A 22663-nucleotide genomic window follows, 5' to 3' on the forward strand; every position below is an offset into this window, starting at 1 on the left:
TGAACTAGCTTGTTCATGAGCTAGCTTCTATTGTAGCGAAATCGCCGCCAAAAAAGAAGAGCGGCCCGAGGAAGCGCGGCATGCCCTGCATGCCGCGCTCCGCCGGAGCCGCCTTTCGCTCACGATACCTATTCGATTGGTCAAGCATCCACGCGAACGATCGCGTGATCCTTGCCTTGGTAGTCGATGACCGGGAAGCGGACGCGCCACTTGCCGTCGCCGAGATCCGTCACTTCGTCGGCGTCGAAGCCCCGCGGCTTGAAGCTGAACGTCTGCTCGTAGTACACCGTCAGCTGGATGTTGTCGTCAGGCAGCAGCTGGCGCAGCTTGTAGCCCGTATTGATCGCCCAATAGCGGAGATCTTCGCTTGCCGCATGCCCGTACAGCATGTAGAAGCTCGGATCGATCAGCGCCTCGATGACGAGCCAGCCGTCCGCGTCGCGCGTTACTTTGAACTGCTGCAGCTCCGTCGTTCCTTGCGACGATTGGATTTCGGCGAAATGATCCTCCATCAGCTCCTGGATCGTATCGAGCGAAGCGCCCTTCAGCGTATCCGGCAGATCGCTCGGCAGGAACTCGATCTTCTTCGGCGGATTCTCCGCGAGGTCGTACATCAGCGACAGGATATGCATCGAGCTGACGGCGAAATTCAGGTCCGCCGTGGAATCGTCGATGCCGGCCGAAGTGAGGCCGATCAGTTGCCCGTAATCGTTGAATAGACCGCCGCCCGAGCTGCCGTGGTCGATCGGCACGCTGATCTGGTATTCGTAAGGGTTGCCGTACGACGCGGAGACATTGCTGACGAGCCCTTCGGATACCGTATTCTGAATGCCCTGCGGGCTGCCGATCGCCACGACGTGATCGCCCTTGGAGACGCCGAGCCCGATATCGACAGGCGCGATATTGAGCGGCGTCTTCGTCTTCAAGATCGCCAGGTCATAGTCCTTGTCGTAGCCGACGATGCCTGCGATTTGCACTTCCTTGCCGTTCAGAAGCGTCGCGGTCGCTTCCTTCGCATCCGCGACGACGTGGAAGTTCGTCACGATTTCGTCCGTATCGATGACGACGCCGCTGCCGAGACCCATATCCGTGGACACCATGACGACTTTGCTGTCGTTCTGGGCGACGATCTGCTTGGCCGTAAGCAGGCTCGGCTTGGACGCCTCCTGCTCCTTCTCCCACTGCTCGTCCAGCTTCTTCGAGATCGCTTCGGCGGACAGGATGCTGATGACATGCTTCTTCGAATCGTACTGCACGTCGGCTTTCAGCGCTTCGGCTACGAAACGAAGCGGCACCATCGTCGACCCTTTGATCTGCTGCGGCGCCGCCGACAGCGCGGACGCGCGGCCGTTGATGACGGCTTGCTTCGACCCGAGCTGAAGCGAAATCGTCGTTCCGTCCTTGACCGCGAAAATCGTCTTCGTGCCGGCTTCCCAGGATACGCTGGCATGCAGCGCCTGGAAGATGGCGCGCATCGGCACGAACGTCGTTCCGTTCATCATGACGGGGGATGGGTTAAGCGCCAGCTTAGCGCCATCGATCGTTACGGATATCGCGGCCGTCTGCGCGGCGGTCGAAGCGGCCGCCGACGCGGAGTGCGGCATGCCGAGCACGGACAGCGGGGTCAGAACGAGACCGGCTGCAAGGACGGACGAGAGCATTTTCTTCTTGAAACCGACTATTACATTCACGTGGGCATTTCCTCCAATAATCTCCTAAAAAGTAGCATTGATTCATGGTACCATTGCGAGATTTGTTTGTCTATGAATTCGGCGTGAAACTATTTGGAAATGCTAGGATTCCGGTTTCATAGACCTCCGCCCTACTGCTGCTTGAACTCCGTGGGCGTCAGTCCCGTCTCTTCCTTGAAATTGCGCGAGAAATAATGAACGCTCGTATAGCCGAGCCGCTCCGCGATCGCTTCCATTTTCTCGCCGCTCAAGAGATAGAATTTGGCTTTGCGGATGCGCTGCGAAATCAGGTACTGCTTCGGGTTCTCGCCCGTGCATTTCCGGAACAGGGACGAGAAATAGATCGCGTGATAGCCGCACATCGCCGCCAGCTCGGCCACGGTCCAGTTCTTCTCCGGCTCGCGGTGGATCGCCTGCAGCGCCGGCTCGATCTTGCCGTGCTCCGCCGATTTCGGCCTGTCGGCCAGCCGGTGGCGGACCATGGACAGCAGCAGCTCCGTCATGAGCGAACGGAGAAGCATGGCGTACCCGGGCTGTTCGTTCATATATTCCTTGACGATCCGCATCAGGATCGGCTCGATGCCGGCGATCGTCATGAACGGCGGAAGCTCCAGCTCTTCGCCTTCGCCGAGCGCCAGCTTATAGGCGGATCTTCGTCCTTCGGCAAGCGCCTCCTCGCTGCAGTTCCGGATCGTAAAGGCCGGATGCACCGGAACGGGGGAAGCGTGGCGGAACAGGAAGTGAATGCCGATGAATACGGCGTCCTCCAGAATCGTAATGGAGTGCGGACAATCCGGACCGTACAGCGCCGACTCGCCCGGTCCGATCGTGCAGGCTTCGCCGCCGATGACGATTCTCGCCCGGCCGGACAGCAGGTAGAACAATTGATAATCGGGATTGGTCCGGGGACCGTATACGTTCCCGGCCTCGGTCAGGGCATGGCTCGCAAAGTTGACCGCGGGCTGCAGCTCTTCGAGCGCTCCGATAAGGATGCCGCCTTCGCCCTGGTTCATCAGTCATGACTCCTTTCATTCCACGGATCGGGTTTTTGAAGCGGTACGCAGGATATTAGAAAAGTGCAAAGCCCTGTTTTGTCTGTGTAAATACACCGCTTACATCATGCGATATGATTACCTCATAGCACGGCAAGCCAATGACGATGACTCAGGGAGGAATTCATACTATGTTAAGTCAAGCACAATTGGACGAATTTGAAAAGAACGGCTTTCTTAAAGGCGACGTCGTACTGGGCGACGATGAAGTGGAGGCGCTTCGCGAAGAGCTGGATAAGGTCATGAACGGAGAGACGGTGGCGCGTCCGGTACTGAACCGCAACATGCTGGAATCCGATTCTCCTTACGATAACATGAAAATGATCGCTAGCGAGCGCGTCGTGCAAATCGTCAATATCTGGATGGCCAGCGACCGCTTCCTGAAGCACGCCGCCCATCCGCAAATTTGCGAAGAAGTCGCGCAGCTCTCCCACACGAACTCGCTGCGGATATGGCACGATCAGATTCAATACAAGCCGCCGGTAACGGGCGGACCTACGGCATGGCACCAGGATCACCCGCTCTGGCCGATCATCCAGCCGGCCGATCTGGTCAGCGCATGGGTGGCGCTGGACGACGCCGTGATCGAGAACGGCTGCATGTGGATGGTGCCCGGCAGCCACAAGTGGGGCAATCATCAGCGTTACTTGTCCAGCACGAAGGACTTCAAGCCGTTCCATAAGCAGCCGGAAATGCTGCCGAACAACGCCGTCGTCGAAGCGGTGCCGTTCGAGATCAAGAAGGGCCAAGTCGGCTACCACCACTGCCTGACATGGCACGGCAGCCCGCACAACCGTTCCGAGATGAAGCGCCGCGCCATCGCCGTTCACTACATGCCCGGCCATACGCGCTACGAGCCGGTCGGCGAGCACGTCATGCTCTCGTACGTCAACGTCAAGCCGGGCGAGCTGCTGGTCGGCGACCATTTCCCTGAAGTGTTCAACAAGGCGAAGGTGCAAATTTAAGTTTGGCCGTAAAACCGGGGATGTCCCGGTCCCGTAAGCAAGTCGGGGGACAGCTCTAAAAAGCAAAACCGCCAAGACCCAAGATGGGCAGAGCTAGCTCTGCATCCTCTTGGGTCTTTTTCTCTGCTCCTTGCTTGCATACCGAAGCTCCTATTCTAACCTGTCATGAACGGCCGAGGGAGACGGACATGAGATCCTTTAATTGCTCGTATCCATCGATTTCTCGCTCGCTGCCGGACAGGAGATTCGCTATTTCTGCCGAAAGGCGTTTTTTGGCTGCTTTCCGGAGCTATTCACGCATCCTCTGTCCGATCGCTGCCTCCAAAACGCCGATTGCGATCACATAGCGGATCCTCTGTCCGCCCGCCTATGTCTGTTCGTGGAGGAGGTACGCGTTAAGCGTTCGACTTGAATGCGACCCTATCGATGCCATCCTATCGGGATTATCTTTTGGAAAGATATTCCGATATATATAAGAGATAACGGAAGAAATCCAACCGAATTACAGCGAGGGGAAATATGCGATGAAGAAAGTAGTAAGCGCATTTATTGCGGCAATCTGCTTACTCGGCTTATGCATGCCGATTCAGGCGGAATCGGCGGCTTCCATTCATGCCACCGACCAATGGTCGCGGCAATCCGGTTATGCAGCGACAACGAAACCATCCATGAAGTGGACGCTTCCTTTGAAGGGGGATGCCGACCGCTTCGTGATCGATTCCAAAGGCACGCTCTACGTACTTTCATCGGACCGGTTCTCGGTCATGCAACTGACGGCCGTCCTGCCATCGGGCAAAGTAAGCTGGACCAAGCCGATAACGGGCAATTGGGGCGTAGGGCTAGCGCTGGCGCAGGATAAATATTTGATCGTGCTCGGTTCATTGGGCACAGGGGGGAACTTCCATACCGACGATAACGGGAAAGATGATTACGATGGCTACGCAGCCGTGCTATCGAAATACGCAACCGACGGAACGCTGCTATGGGAGAGACAATTCGAAGATACATTCATTCATCCGACGACCAACAATGTCGCCGTAGACACCGATGGCATGATCGCGTTCTCGGGCGAATACACCTCCGTACTGCCAACCGTGCATAAAATTAGCGAACCGATTGATTTCAAGAAGGATCTGCAGGTCTTCCTCCTATCTTCGTCAGGCAAGCTGCTGGTTAGAACATCGATCGAATCGACCAAAAACAATCCCCTTTTTCTCTCTTCGCCGGTTTTCATCAAAGGGCAATTGTATGTCACGAAGAGCAAGGGGTATTGGAAGAAAATCAGTAAAACGACTTCGATCGGGGCGACGGCTTCAGGAGAGGTATTGAAAATAAGCAAGCAAGGAACGGTGACGAAATTCTTTGCGTACCAAGGGAATTATCACCATGCTGAGCCGGTTTATTATAATAATCGCATGTATCTGCTGAGCAAGGATCATGTCTATGTCCTTAATCTCGAGGGCAAATTAATGACGACGATTCGAATAAGCGGTGTCGCGAACTGGAATCTGTCAATAAGCAAGAAAGGCGATCTCGTCGCAGGACAAGAAGTATTCCATTCGAATGGAAGCAAGCTGTACAGGAGTCCGAACAATTTGATCCCTGTCAACGACATTACGATCGATAGCGGCAGCAACCTCATCTATCCGCGAGAGGATTTCACGGCCAACGAGCTGTCCGTCGTTTCTTATAACTATCGATCCAAGAAGTATAATTGGCAGCTGCCGATCGATCAATCGATAACCACCCCCGCAGTTATCGGGAACGACGGCACCGTTTATATTGCGGGAAGCAAGCTTTTAGCCATCGGTCAGAAGACCTCATAGCGGTTAGCGCGAACTGTTTGATCGCGAAGCATCGCCGAAGAGGCGTTCCTCGCTTTTTCGGCGATGGTTTGATACGTCACCCCGCTTTCGGTATAGTAAGAAGCAGATCGAACGTTTAGGAGCGTATAGGAACCATGAACAAGAAACGTCCATATGAATCCGGCGCCGCGCCCGGCAAAGCGCCAGGCAAGACTGCGGCGGGCGGCACGTCGTCCGCGCGCGGCAAATCCGCGCCAGCCGGCGGCCGCGCGCGCTCGCATGCCAAGCCCGGAACAAGCCGGCCGGCGGCCCGGCCGGCTCCGGCCGCGAAGCCGCACGCCAAGCCCGCCGCACGCAGCTTCGCGGTGAAAGAACCGGCGGAGCTGCTCGCCTTCCTGCTCGGGCATGTGACCGGCGAAGGCCGCAACGCCTTGAAAGCCATGCTGAGCCGCGGGCAAATCGCCGTCGACGGCACGCCGTCGAAGATGTACAACCATCTGCTTCAGCCCGGCCAGACCGTTACCGTATCCAAGGAGCGCATCGCCGAGAAACCGCCGCTGATCGGGCTGACCATCCTGCATGAGGACGATGACGTGATCGTCGTGCTCAAGGATGCGGGCCTCCTCTCCATCGCTTCCGAGCAGGAGAACGAGCTGACCGCCTACCGCCAGCTTACGGCACATGTCCGCACGGCCGATCCGCGCAGCCGGATCTTCGTCGTCCACCGGCTGGACCGCGATACGTCCGGCGTCATGATGTTCGCGAAGAGCGAGCATGTGCAGCAGCAGCTGCAGACGACATGGCAGGACAGCGTGGAAGAGCGCACGTACATCGCGCTTGTCGAGGGCAAAGTGAAGAAGACGGAGGGAACGATCTCCACCTACTTGAAGGAGAGCAAGACGCTGAAGATGTACGCGACGAGCAACCCGACCGACGCGCAGCATGCCGTGACACATTACAAAGTGCTGCAAAGCAACGCGAACTTCTCCCTGCTGGAGGTGTCGCTCGAGACCGGACGGAAGAACCAGATCCGCGCGCATATGGAAGATATCGGCCATCCGATCGTCGGCGACAAGAAGTACGGCTCCCGCTCCAGGGCGATCGGCCGTCTTGGCCTGCATGCCCGCGTGCTGGCGTTCAAGCATCCGTCGACGGGAGCGCTCGTCCGGTTCGAAACCGATATTCCGAAAGCGTTCCTGAATCCGTTCAAAGAAGGCTTTAGTCCCAGGTAGGGTAACAATCGAACCGCAGCGCGCATTTCGACGACAACGCGTTCCAAGCAAACAAGCGCATCGGCCACAGCAGTCGGCCGATGCGCTTATTTGCGATTTGCAAGCTTATTTCGTTAAAGTAATGCCGCCGTTAGCCGCTTCCGACCGCCAGCTGCTCTGGTACGCGTCCAATTGTTCCGCCGGACGGAACACCGAGTTCCCATGGCATACCTCCAGCCGCCGCGGGCGAAGCTTCCGGACGATTTCGCTGCTCCTGATCGCTTCCGCCATATCCCCCGTGAACATCGGCATCGGCTTCTTCAGCTTCCCCCGCTTCGACGTGAACAAATCCCCCGTCAGCAGCACGCCGTCCGCCTCGTGATAGTACACGACATGACCGGGCGAATGGCCCGGCGTCAGATGCACGGACAGCCCGCCGACCATCGCCAGCTCTCCGCTCTCGGTCTTCGGCAGCGGCTGAGCAAGCCCCCGCTCGACGGACTGCTGCGCTCTCTTGCGGCGCGGATAGATCGTCCGTCCTTCCATGTACGGAATTTCGATCTCGTGGGCAAGCACGTCCGCGCCCGGATACTTGGCAAGCAGCCCTTGGATGGCGCCCGTGTGGTCGGAATGGCCGTGCGTCAGCGCAATCCGGCGAACGGGAAGTCCGAGCGTCCGCTCGGCGAACGACGCGATCCCTTTCGTCATCATGGATATACCCGCATCCACCAGCGTAATCCCGTCTTGCTCCACGACCGCCCATACATGAATCGGAATAATCATCCACGTGCTCAAGCTCCATACATGCTCAGATATCCGTTCTGCTTTCATTATTTTCCGCCTCCCGTAACCACTGGTTACTAACCGCTGGTTATACTATAACGGATGACAGCCCTCGCTGTCAATCCGTTCATGTACGGTTTCCTGAAAGACCGGCCCGGCTCCGGCCCAATCGACAGGATTGCGACAGCGTTCGTCAAATGAAGCAATTGTAAAGATAGGCGAGCAACCGGCAGAAAAAGCGCTGTTTTATTGTAAATTCGGTTGTTTTTATAATTTTCTGAATATTTACAATATTATAATAAGATTGTACACTGAAGTCAGATCAATCAAGACGAACGCCGCTCCTCGCCGAAGCTCCTGAAGGAGGCGCATTCGAAACCGATTGATCGGCAGTCCACTTTCATACGGAGAGGGGATAGTCCATTGGAGAAGGTCAGCGAAGCATGATCCGATCAGGCCCTGGAAAAAAGCAGCTCGGGTTGCGAAGCGGAGCATGCGGGATCCGGTATGGAATGATGATCGGGATGAAATCGGGCGGCATTGAAAATCTGAAAATGTGATTGAAGCATTTGGAACGGAGTGCAAAGGTCAATTGAATAGGTTATGGAACGGATAGGGATTTCGGTTGTCAGCGGACAAGCGGAATCCCTATTAGCGTTGCCCGGATAATGGCGATCGGCAGCTGCCATTAGCGAAGGCTTGCTTGGCAGGCTCGCTCGGGTAGGCTTGCCCGGCAGGCGATTGCCGCTTGACTGCGGCCATTAAATTCGATTAATATCTAATTAGACATCCATTAAATCAATGACAATCGCATTCAAGAAAGGCGGTACCGCCATGATGCAGCTGGACAAAATCGTCAATTATCACAAAGCGCTGGCCGATCCCACCCGCATTCGGATGCTCATCCTGCTTGCCGAAGGCGAGCTGACCGGACAATCGCTGGCCGAGAAGCTATGCCTCTCCCCCGCCACCATTACGCACCATGCCGCCAAGCTGCGCGCGGTCAGCCTGATCCATGAGCGCCGCGACAAGAACGCGATCTATTTCTCGCTGGATCATTATTTTCTGAAGCAATACGAGGGCTCCTTGAGCATCTTGCTCTCGAAGTCCGCCAATGCCGAGATCAAGGAGGCGGAACCGATGGACGAGAAGAACGAACGGCTGAAGCAGTCCGTGCTGCGCAATTTCTTCACGGCGGACGGCAAGCTGAAGCATATTCCGGCGCAATTGAAGAAGAAGCGGATCGTGCTGGAGCATCTTGCGGAGCGGTTGGACGAAGGCCGCGCGTACACGGAGAAAGAATTGAACGAATACATCAAGCAATTTCATCCCGACTTCGCCACGATTCGGCGGGAATTCATCATGCACGCGTACATGTACCGGGAATCGGAAGTGTACGAGCGCAATCCGAAGGCAATGTGGGAGCGCTGGGAGACGCTGGCGTAAGCCGGCCCGGCGGGCCGGCAGCCCGCACGGGCGTCTTTCGCGGCAAGCCGCGATCAGCCTACGATTTTACCGAAAATGAAGATGACCTGATGCGCTTGATGCTTGCTTCGAAGCTGCTCCTGCCTTTCCTTGCCGGAAGCGTAATCCGCGATCGGGGCGCGCTCCAATTGCTCATAATCGGCATTCATGGCGACCAGTTCATTGGTTAGGTAGCCGTTCTTCACATAGAACAGCTCGACTTTCAAATCGTCGGCCGCGCCGAGAGAGATCTCGCGCAAGCCTCTTCGCCGCACGGCCTCTTCGAACGACGCGATCAGACGCGAACCGATGCCCGTTCTCGCCAGCCGCTTCGTCTCGTCGAGCGTGACCGCAATGCCCTGCAGGGCTGCGGCGCCCGCTTCTCTCCGCGAAGGGTGCCCATAGACGATGCCGATCAGCTCGCCGCCCGCGAACGCCGCCAAATACAGATCGGGATTAGCCTTCGCGCGCGCCTCGAATTCTTCGTAAGACTCCCTGTCCAGGTACTCGCATTGAAACGCATGCGCCGCGGCGTAATCCTCAGCGCGGATTGGACGAATGTCAATTGTCATCTCGAATCCCACCTTCAACGTCGGTATACAGAACCTATTCTCGGCTGCCTTGCCGGGTTCCTTCCGCATCAGCCGATAATCGCGTCGAATCCGACTCCTTCAATGCCGCATATACCAATAACGATATGAAGAAGGCTGCCGACCCGCAACGGATCCGGCAGCCTTCGCTTCTTGTCTCGCGGCGGGTTTCTTACTCGCCGGTAATGTTGTTTTCCTTCAGGATGACATCATGCGCCCCGCCTTCGACGATGCTTGTCGCCGATACGAGCGTGATGCGCGCGTTGCGCTGCAGCTCCGGAATCGTAATGGAACCGCAGTTGCACATCGTCGACTTGATCTTGTGCAGCGTCTTGCCAAGGTTCTCCTGCAGGCTGCCCGCGTAAGGCACGTACGAATCGACGCCCTCCTCGAACATAAGGCCGGCCTTGCCGCCGGTGTCGTACCGCTCCCAGTTGCGGGCACGGTTCGAGCCTTCGCCCCAGAACTCTTTCACGAAATTGTTGCCGACCTTCAGCTTGCGCGTCGGGCTCTCGTCGAAGCGGGCAAAGTAGCGGCCCATCATGACGAAATCCGCGCCCATCGCCAGCGCCAGCGTAATATGATAGTCGTGCACGATGCCGCCGTCCGAGCAGATCGGAACGTAAATGCCGGTCTGTTCGAAATATTCGTCGCGCGCCGCCGCCACTTCGATCAACGCGGACGCTTGGCCGCGGCCGATGCCCTTCTGTTCGCGCGTAATGCAGATCGAACCGCCGCCGATGCCGATCTTGATGAAGTCCGCGCCGGCTTCGACCAGGTACAGGAAGCCTTCTCGGTCGACCACGTTGCCCGCGCCGATCTTGACGTCGTCGAAATTCGATTTCACGTATTCGATGGTGTCCTTCTGCCATTCGGAATAGCCGTCCGAGGAGTCGATCACGAGCACGTCTACCCCCGCTTCGATCAGCGCCGGAACGCGTTCCGTGTAATCCTTCGTATTGATGCCCGCGCCGACGATGTAGCTCTTGTTCGCGTCGAGCAGCTCGGTCGGGTTCGTTTTATGCTCGTCGTAGTCTTTGCGGAAGACCAGGTATTCCAGGTTGCCCTCGTCGCTGACGACGGGCAGGCAGTTCAGCTTGTGATCCCAGATGAGATCATTCGCTTCCGACAGCGTAATCCCGGATTTGCCGTAGATCAGCTTGGAGAACGGCGTCATGAAATCGCCGACCGATTTGGTCTGCGCATCGCGGCTGACACGGTAGTCGCGGCCCGTTACGATGCCGAGCAGCTTGCCTTTGGGCGATCCGTCATGCGTGATGGCGACGGTGGAATGGCCCGTCCGTTCCTTCAGCTCCAGCACGTCCTTCAGCGTATGGTCCGGCGTCAGGTTGGAACGGCTGACGACGAAGCCGGCCTTGTAGCTCTTCGCCTTGCGGACCATCTCCGCCTGGCTCTCGACGGACTGCGAGCCGAAGATGAACGAGATGCCGCCGCAGCGCGCCAGCGCGACGGCCATCCGATCATCCGATACCGCCTGCATGACGGCGGAAGAGAACGGAATATTGAGCGCGTACTTCGGCGCTTCGCCCCTCTTGTACTTCACGATCGGCGTCTTAAGCGAGACGTTCGCCGGGTTGCAAGCTTTGGTCGTCAAGTTCGGCACCAGCAGAAATTCGCTGAAGGTGCGGGACGGTTCCATGTAAAAGTGTGCCAAGCAATGTCGCCTCCTGTAAGGTGAATTCCGGATAAATTTTTACAAGCATATCACACCGCCCTGAAACGCGCAATGGCAGGCGTAATTTCTGCATGCGGCAAAATATCCGGTATTCGCCAGGTTTGGAAGCAGACGCATACGGCGGCGTTCAGCCTTGCCCCGCACAGCTGCACGCGCCGAATTATTGGGCCGGCGGCGCGCTGGTTACCGCTGCGTTCAACAGCTCCATCGCTTTGTTCCGCTGCGGATCCTCGGCCTGGTACTTGGCCATCAGCTTCGTCAAGATGCGGTACGCGGTCTTGTCGTTCATATCGCCGGTTACCGGCAGCGACTCCTGCTGCTGGAACGTGCGCACCGCCGCGGCCGTCGCTTCGTCGTAAATCCCCGTACCCTTGCCGGTATCGTAGCCGATCGTCTGGAGCATCTTCTGCACGGTGACGACCCTATCGCCGTAATCGCCGACCGCGAGCTTCAGTCCGGCGTCCAGTCTCGGAAGCAGCGCATAATCCGGCGCCGCGACGACGACGTTCGGATCGATGCCCTTCTTATGGATCCATTGGCCGTTCGGCGTCCGCCATTGCGCTTCGGTCAGCTTCAGCACCGAGCCGTCCTTCAATTGATTAAAATTCTGCACGATGCCTTTGCCGAACGTCTTCTCGCCGACCACCTGCGCGCCGGCCGTATCCTTGAGCGCGGCGGTCAGCACCTCGGCGGAGCTTGCCGTATGTGCGTCCACGAGAATGGCGATCGGCAGCTTCCACGGCGTTTTCTGGCTGGATTTGTGCGTCAGCACCCGCTTCTCATCCTTATAGACGACTTGCACGATCGTCTTGCCCTTCGGCACGAACCGGTTCGCGATCTCGATCGTCGGGTTAAGCAATCCGCCGGGATTGCCGCGAAGATCGAGCAGCAGCGCCTTCATGCCCTGCTTCTGCAAGCTTTGGATCGCCGCGTCGAACTCCTTCGCCGTCTTCTCCGCGAAACGGCTGATCGTGATCACGCCGATCCCGCCCGGCTTCATCTCGGATGCCACCGTCAGCACCGGCACGTCGCCCCGGACGACCTTGACCGTCAGCGGCTTGCCGGACCGGCTGACGTCCAGCATCACCGTCGAGCCCGTTTCGCCCTGCAGCTTGGCTTTCAGCTCGTCGAAGGACAGCCCTTTCACGCTCTTGCCGTCGATGGCCGTAAGTTCGTCTTCCTTCCGCACCTTCGCCTTCTCGGCAGGCGCTCCTTTAATGACGCTGTCGACGATGAACGCGCCGTCTTCCTGACGGATCTCCACGCCGATGCCGACGAAATGATCCTGGTACGACTGCACGTACGCTTCGCCTTTGTCTTCCGGCAAATACACCGAATACGGGTCCTGCAGGGAGCCCACCATGCCTTCGGCAGCGCCGTCGACGAGCGCCTTGGAATCGGCGCCGTTCAAGTAATTGGCCCGGATTTCATTGTACGCATAAGATAAATTGCCGAATGCCTTATCCTTGACGATGGGATACTGCAGCCATACGCTGAACCGTCCGCCGGCAAACCCGGCCGCCAAGAGAAGGACCATGACGACAACGACCGTTATCCGCCGCTGCCGCATTGCTTTCTCGCCATACCTATTCATTCCGACACCTCTTCCACAATCAACCTGTTTCCTCACTCTATCGCATTCGACGGACGGTCGCAAGCTTGCCCGGAACGAGCGGAAACGCAGCTGCCCTCCTTCGGGCGGCACAGTCCGTTGCGCAGTACGTTTCGTAATACGTTTCGTGAAAAAACAAAACAACCCCCTCGCGGAAGTATGCCGGCAGCCGATGGTCGGGCTGCCCGTCCTTCCGGAGGGGGCTATAGCATGTAAGGATATGCCTCAAGATACAATCACGACGGTACTTCCCAATTACGGCTTACGACGGTACTTTACGACGGCGCTGTCTCCGACGACAAGTTGAGCCACTCTCTCTCTTCCGCGGACAGCGCGACCTGGAGCGCCTTCACGCTGTCCTCCAGCTCGGAAGGCTTCTGCGGTCCGATGATCGCCGCGACCGGGAACGGCTGGTTCAATACGTATGCCAGCGCGATCTGGTTCGCCGTCACGCCGTATTTCTCCGCCAGCGCCGTTGCCCTGCGTTTGCGTTCCCAGTTCTCGTCGCTGTAGTTGACGCGGACCATCTCCGCGTCTTCCCGGTTATCCGGCGAATAGCGGCTCGTGAAGAAGCCGCCGGATTGCGACGACCACGACAGGATCGGCAGCCGGGATTGCGCATGCCAAGCCTCGTCCTCCGCCGTCGTCGTTACGCAGCCCGCCCAGCGCGCTTCGTTCGGACGGGCAAGGGCCAGGTTCGGGCTGCTGCAGCTGAAGCCGGTCATGCCGTGCTTCGCCGCGTATTCGTTCGCTTCGCGGATGCGCGCGACGTTCCAGTTGGAAGCGCCGATCGCCCGGCAGCGGCCGGAAGCCAGCTGATCGTTCAAGCCTTCCAATATGTAGCCCACATGCACGTTCGGATCGTCGCGATGCAGCAAGTACACGTCCATATAATCCGTCGCCAGGCGTTCCAGCGATTCCGCCAGGTCGCTCTGTATGCACGTCTTCGTCATGCGCGACTGCTCGTACGGATGCGCGCCCTTGCCGATGATGACGATATCGCCGCGGTTGCCGCGCGCTTCCATCCACTTGCCGATCGCCTGCGCGGAGCTCGCGCCATAAATATGGCCGGTGTCGATCGCATTGCCTCCGGCTGCCGCATACGCGTCAAGCAGCCCGCCGGAATAGTCCATATCCTCGACCCGCAGCATCATCGAGCCTTGGATTAATTTCGCGATGCCTTGGGCTACGCCCGCGACCTCGATTCGTTTCATTGGTTCAGCTCTCCTTCGTCGTTCATGATTCGATATTGATAATGCCTTACTCCCGCATCGGCCATCAGTCAGCCTGCGAATAGAACGCTTACGCTTCCTTCTAGTTTAATAAAGGATTCCGCTGCGCAACATCGAAATATATTGCTAGTTTAGAACGATATTGACTTTCATCCATCAAGGAGCGATACCCGATGTTTCAAAATCACCTTACGCTTCCGCTGCTGAACCGCGGCCGCTTCTACTGTTTCCCGGAATCGGCGGGCCATTATATTACGACGCGCGAGCATGAGGTTCGCCGTCCGGCCGGCGCGATGCAGGAATTCAATTTTCATTTCGTCGTGTCCGGGCAAGGCTATATCGAACGCGACGGCAAGCGCCAGGAGCTTGGGCCCGGCGACTGCTTTCTCTATTTCCCGGGGGACAAGCAGGCGTACGGCGCCCATCCGGAGCATCCGTGGGAGATCAAATGGATTCATTTCTACGGCAGCGCCGTGGCCGCCGACTTGAAGGAGCGCGGCTTTCACCGCTCCGTCGCGCGGCGGCTGCGCACGTCCGCCGGGCTGGAGGCGCGCATCGACGAACTGCTGGGCGAAATCGGGCGTCATAAGCTGCTGCATCCGAGCCGCGTCTCCATGCTGACCTACGGCGTCCTCGCGGAATTCATCGAACAGGCCGCGCCGATGAACGGGGCCGGCGCCGGCCCGGCGACGAACGTCGAGCGCATGCTTGCCCTGCTCCCCGAGCTGCAGGCGTCCGCCGCCGAGCCGTTCGAGCTGGACGTCTGGGCCGCGCGCGCCGGAACGAACCGCTACGCGTTCTGCCGCTTGTTCCGCCGCGCCGTCGGACAGACGCCGCTCGCTTTCCTGACCATGTGCCGCATCCAGCGGGCGAAGGCGCTGCTCGTGGAGCGGCCGGAGCTCGGCATCGGCGAAATCGCCCGCCGGTCCGGCTACGAGACGGCGAGCTACTTCAATAAGAGGTTCCAGGAAAGCGAGAACATGACGCCAACCGCCTACAGACAGCGGTTCGCGGGCACGCGCGTTTTCCGAATATAACGCTTGTTCCGGTCTCCTTTTTCCGCTACAATCAATGGAAATGCGCAAGCGATAGAGAGAAGGAGCGGAGAGAATGGACTACAAACTGATTGCGATCGACATCGACGACACGCTGCTGACCGACGACATTATCGTCACGCCGGGTACGAAGGCGGCTTTGGCCGCGGCGATCGAGCGCGGCATATTCGTTACGCTGGCGACGGGACGGATGTTCCCGTCGGCCAAGAAGATCGCCAAGCAAATCGAGCTGAACGTGCCGATTATTACGTACCAGGGCTCGATGGTCAAGACGCTGCTCGACGAGCAGGTGCTCTATGAACGCTACGTGCCGCAAGACGCGGCCAAGGAGCTGATGGCGTTCTGCGAAGCGAACGATCTGCATCTGCAGCTGTATATCAACGATATCCTGTACGTGCGCGAAGACAACGAGAAGGCGCGCGATTACTCCAATCTGTCGAAGATCCCGTTCGTCGTGGAGCCTGACTTCGAGAAGCTGATCGATCAGCCGTCGGCCAAGATGCTCATGATCGACGATCCGGCCCGCCTCGACGAAATGGCGGAGAAGCTGGCGCCGCTGATCGGCGACCGCGTCCATATTACGAAGTCGAAGGCGCATTACCTCGAGGTAACGCACAAGGAAGGCACGAAAGGCCACGCGATCGCCTTCATGGCGGAGCACATCGGCTGCACGCTGGACGAAGTCATCGCCATCGGCGATTCCTGGAACGACCACGAGATGATCGAAGCCGCGGGACTCGGCGTCGCGATGGGCAACGCGCTGCCGAAGCTGAAGGAAATCGCGCAATTCGTGACGAAATCGAACAACGAAGAAGGCGTCAAGCACGTCATCGACAAGTTCATTCTGCATACGGTGTAGAATGTCATAAGTTCTTAAAAAAAGAGCTGCATCTTCCGTCCGGACCGGACGGAAGCGCGGCTCTTTTCTGTTGTTCTCGCTATACGGACAAGTATGTCCACAGCGACAGGAGCACCGACGTTGCAAGCATCGCCGCTAGCGCCCGCAGCACGCCGCCGTTCAGGCTGCGGAGATTCACGTTCAGCCCGAGCCCCACCATCGCCATGGTGAGCAGGAACGTCGTCGCGAACGTCAGCGCGCTCATGAACGCCGGCCGGGCCGCTATGAAATCATGCCCGGCGGCACTGCTGCCCAGCAGGCTCATCGCCGCGAAGCCGAGCAAGAACCACGGGAACTGCAGCGGCGCCGCTTCATGCTCGCCGCTTGCGCCGGGAGTGGCGCTGCGTCTGCGGCGGATCAGGCGCTGAATATAGACGAGCGCCAGACATACGGGGACGAGCAGGAAGACGCGTCCCAGCTTGGCCAGCAGCGCGAGCGCGAGCGCATCCTGCCCGGCCGGGGACGCGGCCAGCGCGGCATGCGCGATTTCATGCAGGCTCGTGCCGGATCAGATGCCGTACTGCAGGTCCGTCAAGCCGAGCAGCGGGCGAAGCAGCGTGTACGCGACGGCGAACAGCGTGCCGACAAGCGCGATCAAGCCGGCGCCCACCGCCGTGTCCTCGTCCTTCGAGCGCAGGATCGGCGACACGGCCGCGATGGCCGCCGCTCCGCAGATGCCCGTACCGATGCCGAGCAGGAGCGAGAGCTTGAGATCGGCGCGCAGCCACTTCGCGAGCAGCATCGTGCAGCCGATCGCGAACAGCACGACGACGGCATCCCTGGCGAGCAATCCGAGTCCGTCGCGGTAGATGGCAGCGATGTTCAGCTTGACGCCGTACAGGATGATCGCGAAGCGAAGCAGATGTCTGCTGACGAACTGGATGCCGGACTGAAGCGGCAGCGGGTAGCCGAACGCATGCCGGTAAGCGACCGCGAGCAGGATCGCGCACGCCATCTGTCCCGCATAACGGAAGCCGGGCAGCATGGACAGTCCATAGCCTGCCGCGGCGATGAGCAGCGTGAAGGCGATGCCGCCGGCCCGCTGCTTGCAGCCGCGGAACAGCAGCGCCGGATAACCGAGCGGTTTCATCGTGTAGGGAATCGTCATAAGGGTTGCCTCCTCCGATCGAAAAGAATGCCAAGGTGCATGGCTTGGTTTCGCTTGGTTTGTCTTCTCATGGTCTGTCTTCTCATGGTCTGTTTTCGAGTGGTCTGTCTCTCATGGTCTGTCTTCGCGGCTTGATTTCGCATGATTGGCCTTCACATGGCTGCCTCCGCATGCTCTGATTTGAACGGAACTAGAATGGTTCCCATTATACCGCCGGCCATCCGATAAGAGAAATCAATCCTTATGATGGAATGAATAACGAATCGTTATGCAAAATAGACCCTCTAGCTGCGCGTCCAGACGATACGCTTCTAGCTGCCGTATCCGGCACTGTAACTTTCTCGTTACCGTTTTGTTACGATCCAGGCCTCGGAAGTGTATATAGTGGTACTAGACCAATCATGGAGGGATATCGATGATGAACAACCGCAACCTTACGTATACCCGCTCTCGCAAACATACCGTCAAAACCGCAGCCGCCGCCCTGATGGGCACCGCGCTCCTCTTCGGCGCCGCCGCCCCGTTCGCCTTCGCCGCGGAAGGAGATGCCCCGACAGCCGTACCGATCGCCGTCGCAGCCTCCGTCCAGCCGCATGCGGGCGCCGCGCAGCTCGCGTTCCGCAGCGTTCAGCAGACGACGGATCAGCTCGAGACCGATATGCAAATCCCGGTCATCTCCGGCATGAAGGACAAGGCCTACCAGAACACGCTGAACGCCAATCTGGCGGCGCGCGCCCAAGCGGCGGCCGACGATATCGCGAAGCAGGCCAAGACGGATTATGACGCGGACAACGGTTCTTATCCATTCCGGGCGTACGGCATTACCGTGCGCAGCGAACTGCTCTCGGACGGCAGTGCCTCCGCTGGCGGCATCCTGTCGTTCCGCGTATATACGTACATATATACCGGCGGCGCTCACGGCGGCACGATCGTCACGACGTACAACATCCGCAACGCGGAACACGCGTCCCCGATCAAGCTGAAGGACTTGTTCGGTTCGGACTACAAGAACGTCATCAACCGCGCCGTCAAAGCGGAGATTGCCAAACGCCCGGACGACTTCTTCCTGAGCACGCCGTTCAAATCCATTGCCGACGATCAATCGTTCGTCATTCAAGACGGCGTCGCCTACGTGATCTTCCAGCAGTACGAGATTGCGCCGTATGCTGCCGGCATGCCGGAATTCGCCCTGGCCGTTCCCGGCTTCGGCGCAGCCGTTCCCGCAGGCGCCGACAAGCTGCCGATCGCGGCAGGCGGCAAGACCGTCGCGGGCGCGCATCCTTACACGGCCCGGGGAGGGGTCCTCATGGTGCCGCTGCGTCCGATCGCCGAAGCGCTCGGCTATAAGCTCTCGTACGTGGCCAGCACGCACAAAACGTTCGTGAGCCGTCCCGGCGAATCCGCCTTCATCGTCAACGGGAGCAACCGCTACGCCTCGGCCAAAGGGAACAACCATGCTTCCTCCGGCGGACAGGCTTCGTTCGCGCTCGGCGCCGCGCCTGCCGTCCAAGGCGGTACGCAGTACGTGCCGATCGACTTCTTCACGACGGTTCTGGGCGCCGACGTCTCCTACACGAAACAGGCGATCTCGATCTCGAAGTAAGACTCGCCACGGCGGATGAACTTGAAACCTTAAGAAAACGGCCTTGCCGCATCATGCGGACAAGGCCGTTTCTATGTGAATCTAATTGCCTGCCAGCACCTGATACCAGATGCCTTTGGGCGAGTAGAGCGTGCTGCGCACTTCGTCCCAGCCGCCCAGATACGAGATATCGAACAGCTCCGGCGGCGTGATGAAATTGCCTTTCGCTTCCTCCATCACGTTCGCGTTCACGGGACGAAAGCCGTATTTCGCCAGGACGCGCTGCGCGTCCTCGGTGTGCAAATACGCCATGAACGCTTCCGCGACCTTGCGCGTGCCATGCTTGTCGACGTTCTTGTCGACGACCGCGGCCGGATTCTCGATCAGAATCGTCGACGAAGGCACGACTTCCTCATACGCCACGCCCTGCTTGATCCGCGACAGCAGCTCATTCTCGTACGTGATGATGACGTCGCCGAAGCCGTATTCGAACGCGGCCATTGAGGCGCGTCCGCTCTTGTCGAGCGATTCCACGTTGCGATGGATGCGCTTCAGAAAGTCTTTCGCGTACGCGGGATCCTTCTTGCCGGTCTTCGCCTCGGATTCCTTCAAGCCCGCGCCGTACATCGCATTGATGTCCCATTGCGCGCCGCCGGACGTCTTCGGATTCGGGTAGAGCACCTTGACGTCTTTGCGGGTCAAGTCGTCCCAGTCGCGTATTCCCTTCGGATTGCCTTTGCGCGTGCCCATCACCGCGATCGAGCGGGTAATCATGCCCCCGTCCCCGAATTGCTTGCGCCAGTCGCTCGTGATGAACCCGGCCTGCCGGATCTTCTCGATATCGCTCTCCATCGCCATGACGGCCACATCCGCCTCGAAGCCGCCGACAATGGCCCGCGCCTGCGTGCCGGAAGCTTCGTACGACTCTTGGAACACGACGGTCTGCCCCGTCTTCGCCTTCCACTGCTTCGCGAACGCCGGCAGCAGCTCGGCAAAGGAATCCTTCGCTACCGAGTAGGCGCCGATGACGAGCGTGACGCTCCCTTTCGCCGCGGCGGGGTGCCCGCCGCCGCCATTGCCGTTGCCGGACGCCGAGCCTTTCGTGCCGGACGCGCCGTTATTTCCGCATGCCGCAGTCAGCAGCAGCAGCCCGGCAAGCAGCGCCGCGCCTGCAAATCGCCATCCTTTTCGTAAGGTAGGTTTCATTATGCACACAACACTTTCTATGAGGGTCCGTTATAGGCAAGGTCCGTTAAATGTAAACCGGCATCGGATCTTCCTTCGTCTTGTTCTCCATGATCCAGGTGTCGTTGTCGTTGAATAAATACGCGCGATGGATAAGCACATGGATCGGTTCGCCCGGCGTCAGCACTTCCTTCTCCAGCGAACGGTAGGTGATGAGCTTGATGCCGCCGACATCCACTTCGACCATCCACTCGCTGCCGCGGAAATGCAAGTGACGCACGATGCCTTCGACGGTCGCGGACGGAATGCGGAAATCGCTTCGTCTGCCGATCTCGATATATTCGGGACGGATCAGCGCTTTGGTGCCCGGCCAATTGGCCGCTTCCTCGAAGCCCTTCAACTGCTCCACGCTGTCGACGATCGTCGATTCGCCGATGAAGCTCGCCACGAACTGCGTCTGCGGGCTCTTGTAAATATCCCACGGCGTCCCCTTCTGCTCCAGGCGCCCTTTGTTAATGATCATGATTTCGTCCGCCACTTCGATCGCCTCGTCCTGGTCATGCGTGACGAAGATCGACGTAATGCCGAGGCGCTCGATCATGTCCTTGAGCCAGGTGCGAAGCTCGGTGCGAATCTTGGCGTCGATCGCCGCGAACGGCTCGTCGAGCAGCAGCAGCTGCGGCTGCGGCGCGAGCGCCCGGGCGAACGCCACGCGCTGGCGCTGGCCGCCGGAGAGCTGATGCGGATAGCGGTGCTCGAAGCCCTTCAGCCCCGTCAGCTCGATCAGCGACATGACGCGCTCGCGGATGACGTCCTTCGCTTCCTTCTTCACTTTCAACCCGAACGCCACGTTATCGTAGACGGTCATGTGCTTGAACAGCGCATAGTTCTGGAACACGAATCCGATGCCCCGCTCTTGCGGCGGCAGATCGTTGACCCGCTTGCCATGGAACAGAATATCGCCCGCCGACGGCGTCTCCAGCCCCGCCAGCATGCGAAGAATCGACGTTTTACCGCCGCCGCTCGGTCCGAGCAGGCCGATCAGCTGGCCTTTCGCGATATCGAAATCGACATCGCGCACGGCATGGAAGTCGCCGAACTGTTTATTTAACCCGCGCACCTCGATATGCATCGCTCAATGCACTTCCTTTCTCTTCTTGGCCCATTCCATGAGCAGCAGCAGTCCGACGGAGAAAGCGGCCAGCACAAGCGCCACGCTGCTCGCTTCCGTCACGTTGAAATTCTCGACATCCTGGTAGACGAGCGTCGTCGCCGTCTGCGTCTTGTTCATAATATTGCCGGATACGACGAGCACGGCCCCGAATTCGCCGAGCGTTCTGGCGACCGTCAAGACGACGCCGTAGATGACGCCCCAGCGAATGGACGGCCAGGTGACCTTCCAGAAGGTATACCACGAATACGCCCCGAGCGTCGAAGCCGCTTCTTCCTGCTGCGTTCCGATCTCCTGCAGGACCGGCATGACCTCCCGCACCATCAGCGGGAACGTCACGAACAGGGTGGCCAGGATCATGCCCGGCAGGGCGTATACGATTTTGATGCCGACGTCCTCGAAGAACGCTCCGAGCGCCGAGTTCGGCCCGAGCACGAGCACGATCATCAAGCCGCCGATGACCGGCGATACCGCGAACGGCAGATCGACGACGCTGTTAAGCAGTCCTTTGATCCGGCGCGACAGCCAGGACGCCCGCACGAGGTAGATCGCCAGCATGACGCCGAACAGCGTGTTAAGCGCCGTTACGATCACGACGAGGATGCCCGTCATCATGAGCGCGTGCATCGATTGCGCGCGCGTAAGCGATTCCGTGAAGCCGCTCCAGCCTTCGCCCCATGAGCCGATGAAGATCTTCGCCAGCGGCGCGATCAGCAGAATCAGAAAAACAACATAGGTGAGCGCGATCCACAGTCTTCTCATTTGCCCTGCCTCCTCGCCTGCACGAGGTTGACGGCGCCGAGAATGAGGAACGACAGCGTCAGCAGCAGCACGGACACCGCGGCGGCTCCTTGCGTGTTGTCGCTTTCGATCTCGCCGAAAATATACACCGACGCGATCAGCGTTTTGCCCGGAATATTGCCCGCCACGAGGACGACGGCGCCGAATTCCGCCAAGGCGCGGGAGAACGCCAGCATTGCCCCGCTGATGATGCCCGGAAGCATCGACGGGAAAATCACCTGGAGGAACGTCCTTGTTTTGGACGCCCCGAGCGTATAGGAAGCTTCCTCCTCGGATTTGTCCAGCTCTTCCAGCAGCGGCTGCACGCCGCGGATCACGAACGGAAACGTCACGAAGATCATCGCGATCACGATCGCCGGTTCGTGAAAGACGATTTCAAACCCGAGCTTATCCGCCAGGCCGCCGACGAGGCTGTTCGGCCCGAGAAGCAGCAATATCATTAAGCCGCCGACCGCCGTCGGCAGCGCAAATGGCAAATCGACCAGACTGTTCAGCAGCCGCCGGCCCGGGAACCGGTACCGGATCAGCACCCAGCCGATCATCGTGCCGAGCAGCACGTTAATGACCGTGGAGACGAGCGAGAGCTTAATGGTAAGAAGAACGGCTTCCCAGGCCAGCTGGTCCGTCACGCTCTCCCAGAACGGCGACCAGCCCAGCTTGAGGGACTGGGAGTAGACGCCGACAATCGGCAAGACGACGAGTAAAATGAAATAAAGCATAATCGTGCTGCGAAACCCGAAGCTCCACAAGCGGCCGCGCATT

The 22663-nt window shown here is 58.9% G+C and carries 18 protein-coding genes and 1 pseudogene; 7 read left to right on the forward strand and 12 right to left on the reverse strand.

All coding sequences use genetic code 11. The features are described 5' to 3' along the window. Window positions 1-140: 140 nt before the first annotated feature. Window positions 141-1691 (reverse strand): stalk domain-containing protein, encoded by a 1551-nt coding sequence (locus GXP70_RS24110; protein WP_162359185.1) that lies wholly within the window; start codon window positions 1689-1691, stop codon window positions 141-143. 131 nt (window positions 1692-1822) lie between these two features. Beyond that, window positions 1823-2704 (reverse strand): helix-turn-helix transcriptional regulator, encoded by an 882-nt coding sequence (locus GXP70_RS24115; RefSeq protein ID WP_162359186.1) that lies wholly within the window; start codon window positions 2702-2704, stop codon window positions 1823-1825. 170 nt (window positions 2705-2874) lie between these two features. Between GXP70_RS24115 and GXP70_RS24120 the strand changes: the two genes are divergently transcribed. The 3 genes from GXP70_RS24120 to GXP70_RS24130 all read left to right on the forward strand — a co-directional run bounded on the left by GXP70_RS24120 (window position 2875) and on the right by GXP70_RS24130 (window position 6745). Next, entirely contained in the window at window positions 2875-3708 is an 834-nt protein-coding gene (locus GXP70_RS24120; protein ID WP_162359187.1) for a phytanoyl-CoA dioxygenase family protein, read from the forward strand. Between the two features lie 524 nt (window positions 3709-4232). Next, window positions 4233-5534 carry a hypothetical protein gene (locus GXP70_RS24125; protein WP_162359188.1) on the forward strand — a complete coding sequence of 434 codons (1302 nt, stop codon included), beginning with the start codon at window positions 4233-4235 and terminating at the stop codon, window positions 5532-5534. 134 nt (window positions 5535-5668) lie between these two features. Next, the gene (locus tag GXP70_RS24130; protein WP_162359189.1) at window positions 5669-6745 is read left to right on the forward strand and encodes an RluA family pseudouridine synthase; all 1077 of its coding nucleotides are present in this window, start codon (window positions 5669-5671) and stop codon (window positions 6743-6745) included. A 105-nt stretch (window positions 6746-6850) separates the two neighbouring features. Here GXP70_RS24130 and GXP70_RS24135 read toward each other — a convergent pair whose 3' ends face one another. Next, window positions 6851-7555 carry an MBL fold metallo-hydrolase gene (locus tag GXP70_RS24135; protein WP_162359190.1) on the reverse strand — a complete coding sequence of 235 codons (705 nt, stop codon included), beginning with the start codon at window positions 7553-7555 and terminating at the stop codon, window positions 6851-6853. Between the two features lie 789 nt (window positions 7556-8344). Here GXP70_RS24135 and GXP70_RS24140 point away from each other — a divergent pair. After that, window positions 8345-8953, forward strand: a complete 609-nt coding sequence (locus tag GXP70_RS24140) for a DUF2087 domain-containing protein (protein WP_162360656.1) — start codon at window positions 8345-8347, stop codon at window positions 8951-8953. 53 nt (window positions 8954-9006) lie between these two features. Here the strand turns inward: GXP70_RS24140 and GXP70_RS24145 are convergent, their stop codons facing one another. The 4 genes from GXP70_RS24145 to GXP70_RS24160 form a co-directional block, all read right to left on the reverse strand. Then, window positions 9007-9543: a GNAT family N-acetyltransferase gene (locus GXP70_RS24145; RefSeq protein WP_162359191.1), complete on the reverse strand. Its 537-nt coding sequence runs from the start codon at window positions 9541-9543 to the stop codon at window positions 9007-9009. A gap of 190 nt (window positions 9544-9733) precedes the next feature. Beyond that, window positions 9734-11236: an IMP dehydrogenase gene (locus tag GXP70_RS24150; RefSeq protein ID WP_162359192.1), complete on the reverse strand. Its 1503-nt coding sequence runs from the start codon at window positions 11234-11236 to the stop codon at window positions 9734-9736. 181 nt (window positions 11237-11417) lie between these two features. Further along, entirely contained in the window at window positions 11418-12851 is a 1434-nt protein-coding gene (locus GXP70_RS24155) for a S41 family peptidase (protein ID WP_162359193.1), read from the reverse strand. Window positions 12852-13144: 293 nt separating this feature from the next. After that, entirely contained in the window at window positions 13145-14083 is a 939-nt protein-coding gene (locus GXP70_RS24160; protein WP_162359194.1) for an aldo/keto reductase, read from the reverse strand. 191 nt (window positions 14084-14274) lie between these two features. Between GXP70_RS24160 and GXP70_RS24165 the strand changes: the two genes are divergently transcribed. Together GXP70_RS24165 and GXP70_RS24170 are read left to right on the forward strand one after the other, a co-directional pair. After that, window positions 14275-15138: an AraC family transcriptional regulator gene (locus GXP70_RS24165; protein WP_162359195.1), complete on the forward strand. Its 864-nt coding sequence runs from the start codon at window positions 14275-14277 to the stop codon at window positions 15136-15138. 73 nt (window positions 15139-15211) lie between these two features. After that, complete coding sequence (locus GXP70_RS24170; protein ID WP_162359196.1) at window positions 15212-16015, forward strand: Cof-type HAD-IIB family hydrolase; 804 nt, start codon at window positions 15212-15214, stop codon at window positions 16013-16015. 79 nt (window positions 16016-16094) lie between these two features. Here the strand turns inward: GXP70_RS24170 and GXP70_RS24175 are convergent. Next, a pseudogene (locus tag GXP70_RS24175) lies at window positions 16095-17162 on the reverse strand (YeiH family protein). Window positions 17163-17577: 415 nt separating this feature from the next. Here GXP70_RS24175 and GXP70_RS24185 point away from each other — a divergent pair. Then, on the forward strand, window positions 17578-18765 hold the full coding sequence (locus GXP70_RS24185; protein WP_162359198.1) for a PdaC/SigV domain-containing protein: 1188 nt from the start codon (window positions 17578-17580) through the stop codon (window positions 18763-18765). A gap of 81 nt (window positions 18766-18846) precedes the next feature. On the opposite strand, the gene GXP70_RS24190 is transcribed toward GXP70_RS24185, so the two are convergent. Genes GXP70_RS24190 through cysT form a run of 4 tightly spaced genes read right to left on the reverse strand, consistent with a single transcriptional unit; the run spans window position 18847 to window position 22662 of the window. Further along, entirely contained in the window at window positions 18847-19950 is a 1104-nt protein-coding gene (locus tag GXP70_RS24190) for a sulfate ABC transporter substrate-binding protein (protein WP_162359199.1), read from the reverse strand. A gap of 46 nt (window positions 19951-19996) precedes the next feature. Then, on the reverse strand, window positions 19997-21061 hold the full coding sequence (locus tag GXP70_RS24195) for a sulfate/molybdate ABC transporter ATP-binding protein (protein ID WP_162359200.1): 1065 nt from the start codon (window positions 21059-21061) through the stop codon (window positions 19997-19999). A 3-nt stretch (window positions 21062-21064) separates the two neighbouring features. Beyond that, entirely contained in the window at window positions 21065-21862 is a 798-nt protein-coding gene (locus GXP70_RS24200) for a sulfate ABC transporter permease subunit (protein WP_162359201.1), read from the reverse strand. Continuing rightward, a complete protein-coding gene (gene cysT / locus GXP70_RS24205) occupies window positions 21859-22662 on the reverse strand; it encodes a sulfate ABC transporter permease subunit CysT (protein ID WP_404822369.1) in 804 nt (267 codons plus the stop codon). The genes GXP70_RS24200 and cysT overlap by 4 nt, the downstream gene beginning before the upstream one ends. Between the last annotated feature and the right edge of the window lies 1 nt (window position 22663).

This window comes from Paenibacillus lycopersici (assembly GCF_010119935.1).
GTDB lineage: Bacteria > Bacillota > Bacilli > Paenibacillales > Paenibacillaceae > Paenibacillus_Z > Paenibacillus_Z lycopersici.